General features: G+C 47.6%; 19 protein-coding genes. 5 read left to right on the top strand and 14 right to left on the bottom strand.

The annotated features are described in order from the left end of the window. Positions 1 to 37 precede the first annotated feature (37 nt). Both DIC78_RS11640 and DIC78_RS11635 read left to right on the top strand, forming a co-directional pair. The gene (locus DIC78_RS11640; RefSeq protein ID WP_106019783.1) at positions 38 to 796 is read left to right on the top strand and encodes an SDR family oxidoreductase; all 759 of its coding nucleotides are present in this window, start codon (positions 38 to 40) and stop codon (positions 794 to 796) included. Between the two features lie 140 nt (positions 797 to 936). Then, positions 937 to 2028, top strand: coding sequence for a branched-chain amino acid aminotransferase (locus DIC78_RS11635; protein WP_095712711.1), 1092 nt, complete (start codon positions 937 to 939; stop codon positions 2026 to 2028). Between the two features lie 32 nt (positions 2029 to 2060). Here DIC78_RS11635 and licH read toward each other — a convergent pair whose 3' ends face one another. From licH to DIC78_RS11600, 7 genes are all read right to left on the bottom strand, one after another. Continuing rightward, the gene (gene licH, locus DIC78_RS11630) at positions 2061 to 3389 is read right to left on the bottom strand and encodes a 6-phospho-beta-glucosidase LicH (RefSeq protein ID WP_127696342.1); all 1329 of its coding nucleotides are present in this window, start codon (positions 3387 to 3389) and stop codon (positions 2061 to 2063) included. Beyond that, a complete protein-coding gene (licA, locus tag DIC78_RS11625) occupies positions 3386 to 3718 on the bottom strand; it encodes a PTS lichenan transporter subunit IIA (RefSeq protein WP_106019785.1) in 333 nt (110 codons plus the stop codon). Before licA ends, licH begins: the two co-directional genes overlap by 4 nt. 17 nt (positions 3719 to 3735) lie before the next feature. Further along, positions 3736 to 5094, bottom strand: a complete 1359-nt coding sequence (licC, locus tag DIC78_RS11620; protein WP_127696341.1) for a PTS lichenan transporter subunit IIC — start codon at positions 5092 to 5094, stop codon at positions 3736 to 3738. 15 nt (positions 5095 to 5109) lie between these two features. Next, positions 5110 to 5418: a PTS lichenan transporter subunit IIB gene (gene licB / locus DIC78_RS11615; protein ID WP_024123336.1), complete on the bottom strand. Its 309-nt coding sequence runs from the start codon at positions 5416 to 5418 to the stop codon at positions 5110 to 5112. Between the two features lie 133 nt (positions 5419 to 5551). Then, a complete protein-coding gene (gene licR / locus DIC78_RS11610) occupies positions 5552 to 7471 on the bottom strand; it encodes a transcriptional regulator LicR (RefSeq protein WP_101859757.1) in 1920 nt (639 codons plus the stop codon). Positions 7472 to 7637: 166 nt separating this feature from the next. Next, complete coding sequence (locus DIC78_RS11605) at positions 7638 to 7796, bottom strand: hypothetical protein (RefSeq protein WP_044159993.1); 159 nt, start codon at positions 7794 to 7796, stop codon at positions 7638 to 7640. A gap of 28 nt (positions 7797 to 7824) precedes the next feature. After that, complete coding sequence (locus DIC78_RS11600; RefSeq protein WP_101859756.1) at positions 7825 to 8415, bottom strand: DNA-3-methyladenine glycosylase; 591 nt, start codon at positions 8413 to 8415, stop codon at positions 7825 to 7827. 127 nt (positions 8416 to 8542) lie between these two features. Between DIC78_RS11600 and katX the strand changes: the two genes are divergently transcribed. Beyond that, positions 8543 to 10186, top strand: coding sequence for a catalase KatX (katX, locus tag DIC78_RS11595; protein ID WP_127696340.1), 1644 nt, complete (start codon positions 8543 to 8545; stop codon positions 10184 to 10186). Positions 10187 to 10284: 98 nt separating this feature from the next. Beyond that, positions 10285 to 11487: an MFS transporter gene (locus DIC78_RS11590; protein ID WP_101864291.1), complete on the top strand. Its 1203-nt coding sequence runs from the start codon at positions 10285 to 10287 to the stop codon at positions 11485 to 11487. Here the strand turns inward: DIC78_RS11590 and DIC78_RS11585 are convergent. The 6 genes from DIC78_RS11585 to sigY are packed head-to-tail and all read right to left on the bottom strand — an operon-like array spanning position 11484 to position 14388. Continuing rightward, positions 11484 to 12260 (bottom strand): ABC transporter permease, encoded by a 777-nt coding sequence (locus DIC78_RS11585; protein WP_024123342.1) that lies wholly within the window; start codon positions 12258 to 12260, stop codon positions 11484 to 11486. The two genes, DIC78_RS11590 and DIC78_RS11585, sit on opposite strands and share 4 nt — an antisense overlap. Further along, positions 12257 to 13144, bottom strand: coding sequence for an ABC transporter ATP-binding protein (locus DIC78_RS11580; protein WP_105990997.1), 888 nt, complete (start codon positions 13142 to 13144; stop codon positions 12257 to 12259). The genes DIC78_RS11585 and DIC78_RS11580 overlap by 4 nt, the downstream gene beginning before the upstream one ends. 6 nt (positions 13145 to 13150) lie before the next feature. Continuing rightward, positions 13151 to 13339, bottom strand: a complete 189-nt coding sequence (yxlE, locus tag DIC78_RS11575) for a sigma Y negative regulator YxlE (protein WP_024123344.1) — start codon at positions 13337 to 13339, stop codon at positions 13151 to 13153. Next, positions 13339 to 13542 carry a sigma Y negative regulator YxlD gene (gene yxlD, locus DIC78_RS11570; protein WP_059292240.1) on the bottom strand — a complete coding sequence of 68 codons (204 nt, stop codon included), beginning with the start codon at positions 13540 to 13542 and terminating at the stop codon, positions 13339 to 13341. Before yxlD ends, yxlE begins: the two co-directional genes overlap by 1 nt. Further along, entirely contained in the window at positions 13542 to 13859 is a 318-nt protein-coding gene (locus DIC78_RS11565) for a YxlC family protein (protein ID WP_127696339.1), read from the bottom strand. The genes yxlD and DIC78_RS11565 overlap by 1 nt, the downstream gene beginning before the upstream one ends. Further along, positions 13852 to 14388: an RNA polymerase sigma factor SigY gene (gene sigY / locus DIC78_RS11560; RefSeq protein ID WP_095712702.1), complete on the bottom strand. Its 537-nt coding sequence runs from the start codon at positions 14386 to 14388 to the stop codon at positions 13852 to 13854. Before sigY ends, DIC78_RS11565 begins: the two co-directional genes overlap by 8 nt. A gap of 213 nt (positions 14389 to 14601) precedes the next feature. Between sigY and DIC78_RS11555 the strand changes: the two genes are divergently transcribed. Further along, the gene (locus DIC78_RS11555) at positions 14602 to 15975 is read left to right on the top strand and encodes a purine-cytosine permease family protein (RefSeq protein WP_127696338.1); all 1374 of its coding nucleotides are present in this window, start codon (positions 14602 to 14604) and stop codon (positions 15973 to 15975) included. A 12-nt stretch (positions 15976 to 15987) separates the two neighbouring features. On the opposite strand, the gene DIC78_RS11550 is transcribed toward DIC78_RS11555, so the two are convergent. Continuing rightward, the gene (locus DIC78_RS11550; protein ID WP_127696337.1) at positions 15988 to 16818 is read right to left on the bottom strand and encodes an NAD(P)H-hydrate dehydratase; all 831 of its coding nucleotides are present in this window, start codon (positions 16816 to 16818) and stop codon (positions 15988 to 15990) included. Between the last annotated feature and the right edge of the window lie 76 nt (positions 16819 to 16894).

Here is a 16894-nt window from a genome sequence, read left to right as displayed (position 1 = left end):
AGGAATCACAGCCAGCTTGATAAGAGGTGTTACATCAATGAAGATGACAGGCAATACGGTTTTGATCACAGGCGGTTCAGCAGGCATCGGGCTTGAACTGGCCAAACGGCTGCTTGAGCTCGGGAATGAAGTGATCATTTGCGGACGCAGCGAAACGCGTCTTGCAGAAGCGAAAAAACAGCTCCCAGCCCTCCATACAAAACAATGCGATGTCGCAGACCGCGCGGAGCGTGAGGCATTGTTTGAATGGGCCCAGAAGGAATTTCCAAAGCTGAACGTTCTCGTTAACAATGCGGGCATTCAAAAGGAAATTGACTTTAAAAAAGGGCCTGAGGAACTCTTTGTGGACGGGGATGAAATAGAGCTGAATATCCAAGCGCCTGTCCATTTATCAGCTCTTTTTACGCCTCACTTGATGAATCAGCCGGAAGCGGCAATTGTTCAGGTAACGTCCGGGCTCGCGTTTAACCCGTTAGCTGTTTATCCGGTGTACTGTGCAACAAAAGCGGCGCTCCACTCCTTCTCAATCACGCTCAGATACCAGCTTCGTGATACAAGCGTTGAAGTGATCGAGATGGCGCCGCCTATGGTTGACACGGGATTAAATCAAAAATCACGCGATAAGCAAGGTCTGACGTACCGCGGCATTACACCTGAAGAATATGTTCAATATTTCTTAGACGGCTTAAAAGAAGGCAAACAAGAGATTACAAATGAACGTGTCGAAGGTCTGCGGAATGCGGTCCGTGCCGATTACGACAGAGTATTTGAACAAATGAATGCGCAGGAGAATTAATTTCTCCTGCTTTTTCTTATAAATTTTTTACAAATTTGAGCAAACCTATTGCGATTATTTGGTGAAGGTATACAATAGAATATAAAATATTTTCAAATAAGTTTGATAATATAAACAATTTAACAACAGGGAGATTGACCATGACTAAACAAACGATTCGAGTTGAATTAACATCAGCCAAAAAACCGAAACCAGATCCACATCAGCTTTCTTTCGGAAGAGTGTTTACAGACCACATGTTTGTAATGGACTACGCATCTGATAAAGGCTGGTACGATCCGAGAATCATTCCTTATCAAGCCGTTTCAATGGACCCGGCCGCAATGGTATATCACTATGGCCAAACGGTGTTTGAAGGCTTAAAGGCTTACGTCACAGAGGATGACCATGTTCTGCTTTTCAGACCGGAAAAAAATATGGAGCGCCTGAATAAATCAAATGACCGCATCTGTATTCCGCAAATTGATGAAGAACAGGTTCTTGAGGGTTTAAAACAGCTGATCGCTATTGATAAAGACTGGATTCCGAATGCGGAGGGCACGTCCCTTTACATCCGTCCATTCATTATCGCAACCGAACCTTTCCTTGGTGTCGCGGCATCTCATACGTATAAGCTCTTTATCATCCTTTCTCCGGTCGGCTCATATTACAAAGAAGGCATTAAGCCTGTCAAAATTGCTGTGGAAAGTGAATTTGTCCGTGCGGTAAAAGGCGGAACGGGAGATGCGAAAACCGCAGGAAACTACGCTTCAAGCTTAAAAGCGCAGCAGGTAGCAGAAGAGAAAGGATTTTCTCAGGTTCTCTGGCTGGACGGCATTGAGAAAAAATACATCGAAGAAGTCGGCAGCATGAACATCTTCTTTAAAATCAACGGTGAAATTGTGACACCGATGCTGAACGGCAGCATTCTGGAGGGCATCACGCGCAATTCCGTCATTACTTTGCTTAAGCATTGGGGGCTTCCGGTATCAGAACGGAGAATCGCCGTTGATGAAGTCATCCAAGCCCATAAAGACGGCGTTCTTGAAGAAGCCTTCGGAACGGGTACGGCTGCTGTTATTTCTCCAGTCGGCGAACTGATCTGGAATGACGAAACACTGATGATCAACAACGGTGAAACGGGAGAAATCTCTAAAAAGCTGTATGACACGATCACAGGCATTCAAAAGGGTACAGTTCCTGATGAATTTGGATGGACGACTGAAGTCGCAACGCTCACTGAAAGCAAATAAACAAAAAACCAGCCCAAAACGGGCCGGTTTTTTTATGCTTCAATTTTGTTAAAGAACTGCGGCAGATGTGCTTTGTGCGCCTCCAGCATTTCGTCTAAGATCTGTTTGGCCACTGTGTCGGATGGTACGAGAGGATTAATCGTCATGGCAAGCAGCGCTGTTTGGTAGTCGCCTGTGACAGCCGCTTCCGCCGCGACACGCTCAAATGATTTGATTTGCTGGACGAGACCGCGGACAGATACTGGCAGATCGCCTACGGCGATTGGCTTAGGGCCGTTTTTCGTCATCACGCAGTTTACTTCAACAGCGGAATCATCTGGAATGCTTGCAATCGCACCGTTATTGACCGTGTTCACCGGCTGAATGTCGTGTTTATCATTGTAAATGGAGCTGATGAGGTTGCACGCTGCATCGCTGTAGTAAGCACCTCCGCGTTTTTCAAGCTGCGGCGGCTTGATCGCCAAATTTGGATCTTTATAAAGCTCGAACAGCTCTTGCTCTACCTTTTGCACTACTTCAGCACGGGTGCCTTCCGTTTGTGATGCTTCAAGCTCGTGCTCGAACATTTCTTTTGTTTTGAAATAGTAGCGGTGGTAGCCGCAAGGGATCATGTCGAGTGCTTTTAAGAATTCTGGCTCCCACTCAGCGCCGGAGATGTTTTTCATTGTCATTGCGTTTTTCGGGTCACCCATCGCTTCAATAACTTTATCCTTCACGCTGACGCCGTCTAAGAAGACGTCCATTCCGAACACCATATGATTCAATCCGGCAAATTGAACCTCTACCCGGTCAACATCTACATCGAGCGCTTTCGCTACGCCCATTTTGATGCCGATCGGGACATTGCAGAGACCGACGACTTTCTTCAGGTTGGAGTAGCGAAGCAAGGCCTCCGTCACCATACCTGCCGGATTTGTGAAATTGACGAGCCATGCGTTCGGACAAAGCCCCTCGATGTCCTTCGCAATCTCTAGGATGACCGGAATGGTGCGCAATCCTTTAAAGAGTCCTCCCGGGCCGTTTGTTTCCTGGCCGATGACGCCATATTTTAATGGAATGCGCTCATCCTTGGCTCTCGCCTGGAGCAGTCCGACCCGGAATTGAGTCGTCACAAAGTCTGCATCTTTCAGCGCTTCCCTCCTGTCCAAAGTGAGGTGAATGTCGATTGGGACACCGGCTTTTTCAACCATCCGCTTGGCAAGCGTGCCGACAATGTTCAATTTTTCCTCGCCTTCAGGAATATCAACGAGCCATAATTCACGTACAGGCAGCTCCTTGTACCGTTTGATTAAACCTTCCACAAGCTCCGGTGTATAGCTTGAGCCTCCGCCAATCGTTACAATTTTCAATCCTTTTGTCATATGCTTGCTCCCCCTTGCACGGTGATTTTTTCATATAGCTCAATGAATTCAGCCGCCAAATCCTTGACTGTCATGGCATTCATTAAATGATCCTGTGCGTGGACCATCAGCAGTGTCATTTCTGTTTTTTCTCCGCCCGCTTCACTTTGGATCAGTTCTGTCTGATAATGATGGGCTTTTGATAATTCATCCGCAGCTTCTTGAAGCTTACTCCGCGCCTCTTCGCTGTCGCCGTTTTTCGCGGCGGCGATCGCTTCCATTGCGGAGCTCCTTCCGTTTCCTCCGTAAAGAATGATTTGAAAAATAATTTGCTCCATTTTCTCATTCACGCGACTCACTCCTTTCTTTACAAAGCCGCCTCTTTGTCGTCTGAAACAGCAGGCGTTTGAACGAGTTCTAATTCGTTTTCTTCTTTCAGCTTCTGTTTATCCCACATTCTGAAGAACGGGTAGTAGACAACAAAGGAAACGGCGATATTAATGGCTTGCATGACCGCGCCTGATACTTTGCCTCCTGTCGCCAAGTAGCCTGAAAAGATCGGCGGCATGGTCCACGGGACTGCGATACCCGCAGGTTTGGCGACAAGTCCGGTGCTCATTCCGATGTATGTGAGTGTCAGTGTGATAAGCGGCGTGACGATAAACGGAATCAAGAGCATCGGGTTCATGACGATCGGCATTCCGAAAATGATCGGTTCGTTAATATTGAAGACCGCCGGGCCGATCGCAAGCTTTCCGAGCTGCTTCATTTGTTTGCTTCGGGCGCGAAGGAACATCGTGACAACCAGTGCAAGAGTGGCACCGCTTCCGCCGATATTGATCCAGATATCGAAAAATTGCTGGGTGAAAATCTTAGGCAGCTCCTCACCGGCTTGGAACGCGATCCGGTTGGCATCCATGGCGCCGTACCAAATCGGTGCCATAACGCCGCCGACAATGTTGGCGCCGTGAAGACCGCAGGCCCATAAAAGCATTTTGACGGCTTCTGCGATAAGGCTGCCCCCGAGGCTTCCGCCAAGAATGGAGAGCGGTGTCCCCAGTAAAACGCTTACAATATTATGAAGGCTTTCAAATGGCGTTGCTTCAACAATCAGTCGTGCTGCCCAAATCAGGAAGATGACGGCAAAGCCGGGGATTAAAGCGACAAATGACTTGCTGACCGCCGGCGGAACACCATCCGGCATTTTAAAAACCATATTGCGCTGGATAATGAGACGGTAAATCTCTGTTGACACCATCGCGATAATCATGGCGACAAACAGGCCTTTACTTCCCATCAGCGAAAGCGGAATACCGCCGCTGACCATTATCTCTTTCGTCGTGCCATCCGGCGTAAACGGCACTTGATACGGTGTCGCTAAGAGGAAAGCCGCAAGGGAGATGGCACCAGCTGACAAGGCATCGACCCCATATTTCTCCGCCAGCCTGTAGGCGATGCCGAATGCGGCGACAAGCCCCATAATTTCAAAGGTGGCATCAACCGGGTAAGCGAGCTTCTCAGACCAGGCGCTGCCGAACGTTTTTGCCATAAAATCGGCATATCCGGGAATCGGGAGGTTGCCGATGATGAGGAAAAAGGAGCCGATGATAATAAGCGGCATTGTTAAAATGATACCGTCACGGAGCGCCTGCAAATGACGCTGCCCCGCAATTCTTCCCGCTATAGGCATGACCTTCTCTTCTAACAACTGATTGACTTTATTCACATAGCCCGCCCCTCTCTATGACGCGTTTCCAAGCTGTTCAGCCGATTTCAGCACTTCCGCTCCGTTGCACGTCCCATAATGGACTGTGTTAATGACGTCTACCGGAACACCCTTTGATTCTCCTAGTTTTTTCAGCTGAGGAAGCATGTAACGGACTTGCGGGCCGAGGAGCAATACATCCGCTTTATCGATATGATTTTGTACAGAATCACCTGATACTGCCCAAATGGTATAGTCTTTTCCTTGTTCCTGCGCGCTTTTTTCCATCTTGCTGACGAGTAAGCTTGTTGACATGCCTGCTGCACAAACGAGTAATATATTCATGTAAAAGACCCCCTAAGAGTTTGATAGAATTTGTATGTCCTGCTGTTGATAACATCATATTATGAAATCGCTTTCATAAACACTCAAAGTTTTTCCGCAGGAAACGGAAAAAAGGTATATCCAGGCTGTCAGTTTATCGTTTTTTGTCAAACACATCGGAGAGCTCTTGGTACGTGCGGCTTTTTAACAGCTGGCTTACCGCTGCCGGATCATCCAAAATACTGCCGAGCAGTTTATACATGCTTTGCAAATCCGCTTTGTTTTCCTTTTCGACACAAAGCAGGCAAACAAATTGAACCCGTTTATTCTCCCAGTCTATCGGCTTTTTGAGCGTACAGACGGCCCAAAATGTCGTTTGCGTCTGCGGGACGAGCGGGTGCGGAATGGCCACGAGGTTGCCGAAGCACGTTGGCGACATCTCTTCTCTATCAAATATAGAATCTATTATTTCCTTATTCGCATAGCCGCCGTCCACTGCTTTCTGACCTAAAAATTGAATCACTTCTTCTTTCGAACGCAGATCCTTCTGGAAAAAAACGAGATCCTTTTTGAGATAGCTGACAGCTTTTTCTTTCTCATCATTCAGGATGGATTCTATTTTTGTAAAATCGGTTCCGCCTAAGATGGTGTTTACCTTTAGTACAGGCACAGGGAGTTCTTTTTTGATCGGAATGGTGCTGACCACAAAATCAATCGATTCATAAGACAACTGGTCAAGACTGTAATATTCAGCCGTGCCCAGAATATCGATCCGTTTGCCGAAGTGGGAGCGAAGTTTTTCCCTCAGAAGCTGGGCGCTTCCCGCACCTGACGCACAAACGATGATGCAGCGCTTCGGCGGGCTTTCTGTTTTCTTCCGTTCAATTGCGGCGCCGAAGTGCAGCGCTAAATAACCGACTTCATTTTCATGAATATCGATGCCCGTTTTTTCTTTTATGACGATTCCGGCGATGATTCCGGCCTCAAAGGCGAGAGGATAATTTTCTTTGATCGCTGCCAGCATCGGATTTCTCAGATTCATGCCATACCGGTTGCGGGTGACCGCGGGTTTTACATGCAGTGCCAACCCAATTTTCAGCTCTTGATCATGCAGGATGCCGAGCTTTAATTCTCGGTCGACCGCTTCGATCATGGCGGCAGTCAGCCGATCTGTTTCTTCATCGATTGAAAATTCGCCTTCTCCGCACTGCGGCTGTGTCATTCGTTTCGTGCCGAGAAGATGCATGGCGATATAAGCCGTTTCATTTTCCGGAAACGTGACGCTAAGGGCTGATTCCAGTTCTTTCACAATTGCTTCAGCAGCCTGGTATTCTTTTTGATGCAGAATGTGATCCATATCTTCCGGGAAAAGAGAAACATAGTGTTCCGTTCTGATCCGCTTACAGGCGATGGCGATATGAATGATGAGGTTATTCAATCCAAGGTTAGACAGAGGAATCCGGTCGTTTTTAATCTTTCTCATAATCACAGAATGGATGATCTCAATTTCTTCCTTTGGCAAAATATCAGCCTTTTCATTCAGAAAATCAATTTCTGTTTCTCTTTCATCAACAATGTACTCCGCCATACAGTACCTCATCTGCACCTCGTCTCCGCGCAGCTTGAAGCCGTAATTCGGGCGTGTTTCCATGACAATGCGGTAAGGAAGCAGCCGTTTCTTCACTTCCTTTAAATCGGTTTGGAGTGTAGATTTTGAGATAAAAAGTTCTTCGGCCAGCTCATCCAGCTTGAGATAATGATCCGCCAGCAGCAGCCGTTTCATGAGATATGTAATCCTCTCCTCGGGAAATACCGGCAGCCCCTTTTTCTGCTGAAACACGTCTTGCAGCAGCGTTCTAAAGGTCTGCTCGTCATGAATGCGCAGCTTGTATCCCGAGCCTCTTACCGATTGAACCAAAGCGCCATGGCCGCTTATCACATCTTGGAGTTCCTTTATATCATTGCGGACCGTCCGCGTCGTCACATGTAAATGTGCGGCAAATACCGAGCTTGTCACCGGAACTTCAGCCGCCATCAATAAGCGCAGAATTTCACGAAGTCGCCCATGCAGCATGAGAAAAACCTCCTATCAAGATAGATGCAGGAATTACATAAGTAGGCAGAAAGGATGTGGTGAAGGGAAAGCGAAATGTATATAAATTCTATAATGGGGAGAAATGCAAGTCAATGAACATCGGGAGGACAAGAGGGAAAACAGACCCATAAAAAAACAGCCGGGATCAGCCGGCTGTTCGGGATGCGGACATGTTCTTTTGTTTAGACGCCTTGCGGTCCTTCATGATTTTTCGAACAACCGGGTAAATGACCGGCGCCCATTTGATAACGGTTTTGATCATTTTTTTCAAAGCTCCGATTCTCCCTTCTTTTTTCTCAACCATTCCCCTGATTCCCCTTTGTTTAAACATGCTAACGCGACACGTACCTGTTTCCCGTCACCCAGAAACGCCACGGATAATCGCGCGCCTCTCCGCTGTTGTCGATGCCGATGCGCGGGCCGGTTGACATGTCTTCCGGTGTGTACCCGCTTTCAATGTAAAGCGGCTGTTCCGTGATCCAGCGTCCGTAGTCATTCATCGTGACGCCAAGCGCTTTCGTTAACTTTCCGGGACCATTTGTCCATTCTCTCGGACGCCGGCCCGGCCTTCTTTCCTCCATTAACAGCTGGCCTTCATGAGGCTCAATCGCCCTGATCAATACCGCTTGCGGAACATCCTCTTCTGCGGCAACGACGTTCAGCAATGTATGGGTGTGCATCACATACGTATACACACGGCCAGCTTCACCAAACATAATCTCAGTCCGCTTCGTCCGGCGGTTGTTAAAGCTGTGGGCTGCTCTGTCCCCGGCTCCCATATAGGCCTCTGTTTCCACAATAAAACCTGAAGCTGTCCCTTCATCCGTTTCCTTTACCAAAAGACAGCCGAGAAGAGAAGGAGCCAGTTCTAGGGCCGTTTTTTGATAAAACGTGATGGGCAGCGGATTTCTTTTTCTGGTCACGAATGTCGTACTCTCCTTTTTTCGTTTTGGTAATTGTACCATTCCCGAAGCAGCTAAAAAAAAACTTCAGTTTTAAAATTCTTCCATTAAGGGAATATTGTTACCGTTCAAAAAGGAGGCTCAACCAATGAAAGATGATCATCAAAAAGAGTATCACGGCACAAATGTCGAAGGCAGTGAGGATGCGCTTTCTCATAAGACATCCGGGAAAAACGAGTCAGAGGATACCTTGACGAACAGACAGGGGCATCCTGTCACCGACAACCAGAATGTGAGGACGGTCGGGAACAGAGGGCCGACAACGCTGGAAAATTACGATTTTCTCGAAAAAATCAGCCACTTTGACAGGGAACGCATTCCCGAACGTGTTGTGCATGCCAGGGGTGCAGGCGCACACGGATATTTCGAAGCCTATGGCAGTTTTGGAGACGAGCCGATTTCAAAGTACACACGAGCGAAGCTTTTCCAGGAAAAAGGCAAGAAAACGCCGGCATTTGTCCGTTTTTCCACGGTGAATCACGGAAAACATTCACCTGAAACATTACGGGACCCGCGCGGTTTTGCCGTTAAGCTTTATACTGAAGACGGAAACTGGGATTTGGTCGGGAACAACCTGAAAATCTTTTTTATTCGCGATCCGCTGAAATTCCCGGATCTTGTACACGCGTTTCAGCCTGATCCGGTGACCAATATCCAAGATGGTGAACGTATTTTCGACTTCATTTCTCAATCTCCTGAAGCGACACATATGATCACATTCTTGTTTTCGCCTTGGGGCATTCCTGCCAACTACCGGCAGATGCAGGGTTCAGGCGTTCATGCCTACAAATGGGTGAATGAGGAAGGCAAGGCCGTTCTTGTAAAATACCATTTTGAACCGAAACAGGGCGTCCGCAACCTGACACAGAAGGAAGCAGAAAAGATTCAGGGGAAAAACTTCAACCACGCGACACAGGATTTGTATGAAGCGATTGAAAACGGCGATTATCCGGAGTGGGAGGTGTATGCCCAAATCATGAGTGATGACGAGCATCCGGATCTCGACTTTGATCCGCTTGATCCGACTAAGCTGTGGTATAAAGAGGACTTTCCGTGGAAGCCGATCGGCAAATTAGTGTTAAACAAAAACCCTGAGAATTACCATTCTGAAGTAGAACAGGCTTCATTCGGCACAGGGGTCCTTGTCGACGGACTTGATTTTTCTGATGACAAATTGCTTCAAGGACGGACGTTTGCCTATTCCGATACGCAGCGGTACAGAGTTGGCGCAAACTACCTGCAGCTGCCAATCAACTCACCGAAAAAACACGTCGCGACCAACCAGCAAGGGGGTCAAATGCAGTACCGCGTGGATATCGGCGAAGGTCAAAATCCGCATGTCAACTATGAACCGTCGATTATGGGCGGGCTGAAGGAAGCGAAGCAAGATGGTAAAGACCACACCCCGCATGTCGAAGGTAACCTGAAGCGGGAAGCGATTGACAGAACGAACAATTTCGGACAAGCCGGTGAAACGTACCGGAGATTTACTGAGTTTGAGCGTACTGAACTCATCACAAATCTGGTCAATACGCTTTCAACCTGCAGAAAAGAAATTCAGGAGCAAATGATTGAGAATTTCACAAAAGCCGATCCGGACTACGGAAAACGCGTGGCGGAAGGGCTGAAAAAGGCTTCAGAAAATAACAGCAACGGACCGATCGGCACGACAGAAACGGCTCAAGCCGCCGAGCAGGCTGAACAGGAAAGCCATCCGTCTGATCCGTATTAACACCAAGAACAGGACTTTTTGAAGTCCTGTTTTTTCATTTCTCTATTGAAACGTTTCCACAAATTGTGTTGTACTGGAAGGAAAGAGGTGGTGAGAGCATGGAAATTCAGCAGCCGCTGATTCCTCAGCAAAAAACAATCGGCACTTTAGATCACGCCGTTTTCTTATGCATGGTATTTTGTTTTTGGTTTTCGGGCTATATTTACGTTCCTGTTTTCAGCCTGTATTTGGAGGATCTGCACTTTTCATACGGAGCGATCGGCATGATTCTCGGAAGCTACGGGGTGACCCAAATCCTGCTGCGGTTCCCGCTTGGGGTTCTGTCAGAAATTCTTTTTTCTCTGCGTAAGCCATTGTTAATCGCCGGCTTTGGATGTTCCATTCTCAGTAGCGTGCTTTTTCTTGCGTTTGATTCTTTTTTCTTCGTCCTGACCGCCCGGCTTCTCGCGGGGATTACAGCATCCATGTGGGTGATGGCGACGATTCTATACGCTCATTATTTCAAAGATGGCAGTGCCTCAAAAGCAATGGGCATCATGCAGTTTTTTACCGTCATGCCTCAGTTTGTCAGCATTGTGTTCTGCGGGCTTGCAGCAGCGCATTTAGGCAGGCAGGTTCCGTTTTGGATGGCACTGGCTGCCTCGTGCATCGGCCTTGTGATATGCTGCTTTATTAAAGATCCGTCCGTTTCTTCTGGGCAACGTAAGTCTCTCCGTATAACGCAACACATCAAAGACACATTGCGGCTGCCGAAGCTGAAGATTTTCACGATTCTATCTATGACTGCACATGCCGTGCTATTTATGACGGTGTTTGGTTTTACGCCGCTTTACACGAACCAGCTCGGAATGGGAGACATCGAACTGCTTTGGGTGATGACCGCCTTTTTTCTCCCTCATGCAGCGGCTACCCTGAGCTTTTTGTTTTTGCGTTTTACCGGAAGAATCGCCTATGGCACCATGCTGATCTGTTTTGCTGTCATTGGAGTCTGTTTGATGTTCGTTCCTTTTTCAGCTTCATTGCTCACAGTTTGCATGACCCATGCTTTCATCGGTCTGGCGCTTGGCTTTGTGTTTCCCCTATTGTTAAGCCGGGTCGTCGATATCAGCTCAGCGCGTTTAAAAATGTCAGCCATGGGATTTTATCAATCGTTTTATGCGCTGGGCATCTTTACCGGCCCCCTTCTCGCCGGAAAAATCGCACAGATTTTCGGTTTGGCCGAGGTATTTTATGGAGCCGGATTGATGGCATTGGCCGCTTTGATGATGATGCTGGCCACAAAGCGAAAACTGATCAGTTAATAGCTTTCATACCGGCGGAAGCGCCACACAGAAAAAACGGCCAGAAGCATGATGCACAGAATGGAGAATGTGAGCGACCATCCGAAAAAGTCCGCCCGCTCTCCATGAAGAAGAATATGCTCCGCCTGCTTGCAAAGCTCAGCCGGCAGCCATTTCGCACCATCAGGAAAAAGCGAGACAGCAAAGGAAACGGCAGCCGTCAGCCCAATTCCGGCTGCCGCGGCTGCTCCGAGAGACCGAAACATCGTGCTTCCGGCAAGCCCTGCAGTAACAATAAACATCATCCAAAGAGAGTAGAGCCCGAGGCTTGCTGCAAAGCGGCTGAACGATGCGTGCTCAAACAATATCCGAACGTAATAATAAGCAAGTCCGTACCCAGCTGCAAACGACGCGATCCCGATCATGCTTTGGGTGATCCATTTGTTCAATATATACTGGGCTGCAGTCACAGGCCGCGACATAATCAGAGCCGTTACACCTTGATTTCTTTCATTCGCCACACTGCCCATGACACTGAAGATGATCAGCGCCATGCCAAGCGTGTTAAATTGGGAAAGCGTGCTCACCATCACCTCAGATCCGGAAGGCATGGTAAAACTGATTTTCATACCGTCTGGAAGGTTCCCCCCATGCGCAATGATTTCCGGCATATAATAAATGGTCAGCGGCTGTGTCAGCCCCACGATCATCATCGCAATGGGCAGCCAGATCAGCTTTCCGCTTCTCCAGCCTTCCAGCCATTCCTTTTGTAATAGCGTCATCATGACATTCATGCGTGCACCACCTTAAGATAGACGTCTTCGAGAGACTCTGTTTTCTGTTCAAAACGGGTGACTGTCAATCCCATTTGGATACAATCACTCAGCAATATCCTGCCAGAGCCTGTATCGCTTAGCTCAAAAACAGCTTGGGACGGATTCATATAGACAACATCGGATATATAAGGCTTCTCTTCAAGCCAGCCTTTCAGTTTCTCTTTCACAGTAAGAGTGAAAACATTCGTTTGATGCTGTTCTTTGAGCTGCTGTAAAGCGCCTTTCCATGAAATCTCGCCGCTTTTCATGATCACGACTTGATCACACACCTGCTCCGCATCGTGCAAAACGTGAGTAGAAAACAAAACAGCCATATGTTTTTTCAGCTCCCGCATCATATCCAGCACCTCGATACGCCCTGAAGGATCCAGGGCAGAAACCGGTTCATCCAAAATCAAAAGCTTCGGTTTATGAAGCAGAGCCTGAGCCAGACCGAGCCTTTGTTTCATGCCGCCAGAATAACCGCCGATTCTTTTGTTTGCCGCGTCCTGCAAACCGACAAACTCCAGCATTTCGCCTATTTTCTCTTGGCATTTTTTCTTTGAAAGGCCAGACAGTCTCCCGGCAAAGGTTAAAAATTCATTTGCCGTCATCCATGAATAAAAAGCCGGGTACTGCGGAAGGTAGCCGATCATACTGCGATCTGCTTTTTGCTCCCCGTACAGCTTGACCGTCCCGGAGGTGGGTGACAGCAGTCCGGACAGCATTTGAAGCGTTGTGGTTTTACCAGCCCCATTCGGTCCTAATAGAGCGACACACTCGTTCTCCATGACTTGAAAGCTGACATTCCGTACAGCTTGATGATGCCGGTATGATTTGCATAATGACTCAATAGATAGCATGCTCGCTCACCTTTGCTTTCTGCCGACGGTAAAAAATAAAATCGGCCCAATAATATTGATGCATATAATTACTGCTGCCCACATCCATTTCGGCCCGTTTGTCCGCTCTTCTTTCACACAGCTGATCAGGGCAAACACTGCCAGCACGGCCTGTAACACAATCAGCGGTACAATCATTTCCCAAGAAATATTCATTAGCTGATCCTCCTATTTTTTCGGTCAGGCCTTATCACAAAAAAGTAATAGCAAATCAGAGGCATCGGCGCTTGAATCAGTCCGACAATTCCCCACACCCATGCCAGACGATCCCGTTTTTTCGCATCAATGAATAAAAAGATTCCCTGTGCCAATACAATCAGATAAGCAAACACAAAAATCGTCAAATCTGTTTGGGACATCAGTGTTTCACCTCACGTTCGCCAAGGTATCGTTTTTTCTCAGCTGCAATCAAAATCGGCAGGACAGCCAGCGCACAGACCTGAAGCACGACAAAAGCAGCGGGAACTTGAGTAAATGCCAGAGTCGCCGCGCTTACCACCATCAGTGCACAGAACACAAATAAGATAACTTCTTTCAGCACGCTTTTTCTTCGTTCGGCTTTCATTTGTGACAGCTGATCAAGCAATTCTTTTTGACTCGGTATATTCGGGTTGGCGCATTGGTCAATTTTCTGCAATTCCGATTTTAAATGAACAGATTGCTTTTCTTTATTCATCAGTCCACTCCTTTCTGATTTGCTGGAGCCCTTTATGGACTCTGGACTTTACCGTGCCTTCTTTGATATGCAGCATCATTCCGATATCAGCATAGGTATAGCCGTAATAGTGCCTTAATAAAACGGGCGTGCGCAGCTTCGGGTCAAGCTGAGAAAAGAGATCAAGCGTCTCGCTCCACTCAGAGCCTTTCGTTGACACGTCCCACTTGATCTTGCGTATCGTTTCCTCTGTAACAGCCTGATTTCGTTTCCATTCTCTCTTTCTCTTTTTCTGGTGATCAAGGTAGAGTCTTGACGCGATAGAGATCAGCCAAGTGGAGAATTTGGATCGGCCTTGAAAACTCCCCAGATGGACGTATCCTTTCAGAAAGGTTTCCTGAACTAGATCCTCGCTGACGTCAGGGTGAAGGGAAAGCTTTAACAAGTATTTATATAGAAAAGAATAATAATGCTGAAAAAGGGCTGTAAACGCCTCGTCGCTTCCCTCTTTCGCCTGCTGAATCAATTGCTGTTCTTCATTTGTATCCAACGGCCGCGATCCCCCCTTTTTTTGTTATCTTGCCTTATGAGACGACACCGGATTCCAGAGCGTTCAACTTTTTTTATAATTCTTTTGATCTATTGACTTCACTGGCCTCTCATCAGTTTTCGTGAACATCTAAATTTGTAAAGCGAAGTACAGTCTGTTAAGCTATGTTTTTATGTCTATTTCAAAATTTCATTATATATGGAGGACGATGCATTGAAAGTAGAAAGGCGAACGATTGAATATATTCCGAATGAAGAAAGACATGGTAAAGCAAAAGATTTATTTCCCGTATGGTTCGGGGCCAATATGCATATCACCACGTTAGTGACCGGTACTCTTCCCGTTGCAATGGGACTTAATCTGTTTTGGAGTGTTGCCGCTATTATTTGCGGAACCTTAATCGGTGCCATATTTATGGCTTCTCATTCCGCGCAAGGACCCCAGCTCGGCATCCCGCAAATGATTCAAAGCCGTGCCCAATTCGGCGTAATCGGAGCGATTCTTCCCCTCTTCTTAGTCATGTTTATCTACCTTGGTTTCTTCGCAAGCAGTACAATTCTGGCGGCCGGGACCTTAAGCAGCTTTGTTCCCATCCCGGGATCATGGAGCATTATAGGCTTAAGCGCCGCATGTTTTTTACTCACCATTTTCGGTCATGATTTGATTCATAAAATGCAAAAAATCCTTTCTTGGACTTCTTTTGCCGTATTTTTTGCTGCAACGATACTCATTTTCCAATTACCGATTCCGGCAGGCAGCTGGGTGCCCGGAACGGTCGACTTGCCCGTTTTCTTGGTGGCAGTCAGCGCAGTAGCGACTTGGCAGCTTGCCTATGCGCCTTATGTCGCCGATTATTCTAGATATCTGCCCATTAAAACACCGGCGTCCAAAACGTTTTGGTACAGCTACGCAGGAACATCTGTCAGCTCCATCTGGATGATGCTGCTCGGCGCGCTGCTGACCACAGCACTTCCTGATTTTACGACAAACTCAGGGACCCAGATTGTGCAATTGTTCGGCCCCTTCTCGTTCATTATGCTGATCATTGTTTTATTTGGCCAGATGGCGATTAATGTCTTTAACTTGTATGGAGCTTTTATGTCCACGACGACTACGCTTGAGCCGTTTCTAAAATTAAAAGTCACACCGAAAATCAGAATCATCATGATCCTTGGCGTCACAATCGTCGGAACAGTCCTAAGCCTTCTCGGGCAAAGCAATTTTATGGAGCTGTTTTTGAATTTTATCTTTTTTATCAGTTATTTCTTAATTCCATGGACGGCGATCAATTTAGTGGATTACTACTTCGTCCGCCACGGGAACTATGAGGTCAAAGCGATGTTTGATGTCAACGGGCCATATGGAAGAGTCAATTGGATCACAACGATTGCTTTCATTCTATCCATCTTGTTAGAAATTCCGTTTATCAATACATCCTTTTACATCGGGCCATTGGCAAAAATGTTTGGCGGCGGGGATATTGCATGGATTATCGGCTTAGCCGTGCCTTCTGTTCTATATTATGTACTCATGAAACCGCGCCTGAAAAAACGAGCGGCTTATCAAGAAAAGCTGTCTTCCCTATGAAGACAGCTTTTTTCATTCAAATCGTTTCCACACACGAGGCAACATGTCAGAGAGCTCGTGGGCGAGCAGCGTATGGGCAGAGTGTTCGTCAGTCCAAAGCTCGGCGCATGCACCGTGCAAGTATACGGCATTTAATACGGCATGTTTCGGGTCTTTGTGGCAGCAAAGCATGCCCAATATCATTCCCGTCAGTGTGTCGCCGGTTCCGCCTTTGGCGAGTGCCCCGTTTCCGGTCGAATTGCTCCAGCAGTCGCCATCGGGAAACGCGATGATGGTTTGATTTCCTTTTAACACGATCACCGTTTGCAGCTGAACCGCCCACTCCTTGGCATATTCTGCTCTTTTATTTTGTAAGTCTTTCACCGGAACCCCTGTCATTCGGGAAAACTCACCTGGATGCGGCGTAAGGATGACGGGCGCCTTCCGTTTCGGATACGTGCGCTTTGTCAGCGCCCCGGCATCCAAAATAACGGGGCAATCCTTCTCAAGGACATGATCAACGGCCTGCTGCACCCTCTCTGTTTGCGGAAGCCCCGAACCGATCGCAATTGCCCGGTACGTCTCTTCAAGGCCAGAGCCCGCCGCTTTTTCCCAGCCGTCACGCCAATACGTGGCCTCCGGCAGAACCGGAACGATCAGCGGGATCACGCTTTCAGACGTGCCGATGACAAGCTTGCCGAGACCGCTCCGCATGGCACCAAGCCCGGCTAAAATCGCAGCGCCCGGCATGTCGTCGCTTCCCGCCAGCAGCAAAGCCGTACCGTACGTACCTTTATGGCTCGCTGCATCTCTTTCAGGGAGCGCAGCCCTTACATGCTCTTCCGTCCAAATCGGAACATTCATATCCATACCTCCTCTTATTATCTCTTCTTATTTTTCCTGCACTACTTCCTTTTCAAACAAAAAAGACAGCCCCAGA

The organism is Bacillus halotolerans, from assembly GCF_004006435.1.
Classification (GTDB): Bacteria; Bacillota; Bacilli; order Bacillales; family Bacillaceae; genus Bacillus; species Bacillus halotolerans.
The sequence above is the reverse complement of the archived record's forward strand: the minus strand, read 5'-3'. Positions and strand labels throughout refer to the sequence as shown.

Excerpts from the sequence above, each read along its gene's own strand:
- DIC78_RS11640 (WP_106019783.1), top strand. The coding sequence starts at position 38 with ATGAAGATGACAGGCAATACGGTTTTGATCACAGGCGGTTCAGCAGGC.
- DIC78_RS11635 (WP_095712711.1), top strand. The coding sequence starts at position 937 with ATGACTAAACAAACGATTCGAGTTGAATTAACATCAGCCAAAAAACCG.
- licH (WP_127696342.1), bottom strand. The coding sequence starts at position 3,389 with ATGACAAAAGGATTGAAAATTGTAACGATTGGCGGAGGCTCAAGCTAT.
- licB (WP_024123336.1), bottom strand. The coding sequence starts at position 5,418 with ATGAATATATTACTCGTTTGTGCAGCAGGCATGTCAACAAGCTTACTC.
- licR (WP_101859757.1), bottom strand. The coding sequence starts at position 7,471 with ATGCTGCATGGGCGACTTCGTGAAATTCTGCGCTTATTGATGGCGGCT.
- DIC78_RS11605 (WP_044159993.1), bottom strand. The coding sequence starts at position 7,796 with ATGGTTGAGAAAAAAGAAGGGAGAATCGGAGCTTTGAAAAAAATGATC.
- katX (WP_127696340.1), top strand. The coding sequence starts at position 8,543 with ATGAAAGATGATCATCAAAAAGAGTATCACGGCACAAATGTCGAAGGC.
- DIC78_RS11590 (WP_101864291.1), top strand. The coding sequence starts at position 10,285 with ATGGAAATTCAGCAGCCGCTGATTCCTCAGCAAAAAACAATCGGCACT.
- DIC78_RS11585 (WP_024123342.1), bottom strand. The coding sequence starts at position 12,260 with ATGAATGTCATGATGACGCTATTACAAAAGGAATGGCTGGAAGGCTGG.
- DIC78_RS11580 (WP_105990997.1), bottom strand. The coding sequence starts at position 13,144 with ATGCTATCTATTGAGTCATTATGCAAATCATACCGGCATCATCAAGCT.
- yxlE (WP_024123344.1), bottom strand. The coding sequence starts at position 13,339 with ATGAATATTTCTTGGGAAATGATTGTACCGCTGATTGTGTTACAGGCC.
- yxlD (WP_059292240.1), bottom strand. The coding sequence starts at position 13,542 with ATGTCCCAAACAGATTTGACGATTTTTGTGTTTGCTTATCTGATTGTA.
- DIC78_RS11565 (WP_127696339.1), bottom strand. The coding sequence starts at position 13,859 with ATGAATAAAGAAAAGCAATCTGTTCATTTAAAATCGGAATTGCAGAAA.
- DIC78_RS11550 (WP_127696337.1), bottom strand. The coding sequence starts at position 16,818 with ATGAATGTTCCGATTTGGACGGAAGAGCATGTAAGGGCTGCGCTCCCT.